The organism is Ideonella sp. P3_A4, from assembly GCF_056403075.1.
In genome coordinates this window covers 1-1729 of sequence record NZ_JBFUGE010000940.1, presented here as the reverse complement: position 1 = coordinate 1729, position 1729 = coordinate 1, and the positions used below count along the sequence as shown (strand labels likewise).

The window sequence follows — 1729 nt, the reverse complement described above, 5'->3', positions numbered from 1 at the left end:
GCTGGTGGAGATCCTGGCCGGCATCGCACGCCTGCCGGCCGGCCAGATTGAGCCCACGAAGTCGTTGCAGGACCATGGCCTCGACTCGCTGGGTCTGCTCGAATTCCATGCCACGGTGGAGGAGCGCTTCGGCGTCACGCTGCCCATGCGCCGCCTCTTCGACGGCGCGAGCCTGAGCGACATTGAGCAGGGCTGGACCGCCTGGCCCGTGCAGACAAGGGCCGCGGACGCTGGTGCTGAGGTGGGCGCAGCGCTCCCGCTCTCGGCCTCTCAGCGCGCGCTGTGGATCGACGCCGCGTCTGCGCCCGACAGCGATGCCCATCACGTCGCCGCGGCGCTGTCGGTGGATGGACCGTGCGACGACGCGGCGCTGGCCGACGCCTGGCAGCTGTTGACCGAGCGCCACGATGTGATGCGCCTGACGATCGCGACTGAGAACGGCGAACCGCTGCAGCGAGTGCACCCGGCGCGGCACGCCACGCTGACGTTTCATGATGCCCGCACGTGGGACGCGGATGCACTGCAACGCCAGCTGCACCTGGCCGCGCGCCGGCCGTTCGACATCACGGGCGGCACCGACACGCTCTTCCGGCTGGACGCATTCCGCCAGGCCGATGGGCGCCAGGTTTTGCTGCTTGTGGCTCACCACGTCGTTGTCGATCTCGCCAGCGCCACGCGTCTGCTGGCCGAGCTGCAGGAACTGCTTGCAGCGCGGCACGAGAACCGTCCACCGGTGCTGGAGCGAATGGCTTGCAGTTGGGGCACCGACTTGACACAACAAGCGGCGCAACACGCTGGCGCGGAGTCCGACTGGCCTCATTGGCAAAGGCGCATGGTCGACCCGTTGCCGGTCTTCGACCCACCAACCGATCGGCCGCGCGGAGCCACCCGGACGTGGCGTGGTGGCCGCCATCGCTTCGCGCTCGATGCGGCCTGCAGCGAAGGCGTCGAGGCGATGGCGCGCCACCTCGGCATCACGTCGCATGTCCTGCTGCTCGGCATCTACCAGCTGGCCCTGCACCACTGGACCGGCCAGGACGACCTGCTGGTCGGCATGCCCAGCGCCGCGGCGACCAGCCTGGCGCCGGGGGCGCCGCTGGGTTATCACGTCCAGCCGCTGCCGCTGCGTTCCCGGTTCGACTCGGCGCAGCGCCTGGACGCCTGGCTGCGCGGCCAGCAGGTTCAGCTTTCAGACGTGCTGGCACAGCGCGCAATGCCGTTCGCGACGCTGGTCGAGCGACTGGTGCCGGAGCGCGACCGCTCACGTCCGGCGCTGGTGCAGGCGTGGTTCGCGCTCCAGCGCGCCAGCGGCCCACAAGGGGCTGTGTTGGCGCCGTTGCTGCTGGGGGCACCAGTCGCCGTCGACCGCGGCGGGCTGCGCTGGACCGCTCTGCCGCTGGACGAACGAGACGTCGCCGCGGAACTGACGCTGGTGATGGTGCAGACCGCGTCCGGCCTTTGCGGCCAGTGGGAGTACGCGGCCGAGCTGTTCGATKCCGCCACCGTGAGCCGCCTGCATGGCCGCTGGTGCGCCCTGCTCGATGCCGTGCTCGCCACTCCGGCCGCTTGCCTGGGCGATCTGCCGCGCCTGGCCGAAAGTGAACGCGAGGCGCTGCTGGCACTGGGCCGTGGCCCCCACGCGCCGACGATCGACGGCAACCTGGCATCGCACTTCCTGCGCAGTGCCCAAGCGCATGCAGACCAGACCGCGCTGGACGATGGCGAGCAC

General features: G+C 70.6%; 1 protein-coding gene. It reads left to right on the top strand.

Translation table 11 applies throughout. The features are described from left to right. On the top strand, positions 1–1729 hold a 1729-nt coding region (locus tag AC1DYI_RS34645; RefSeq protein ID WP_477208633.1), incomplete at both ends, for a condensation domain-containing protein.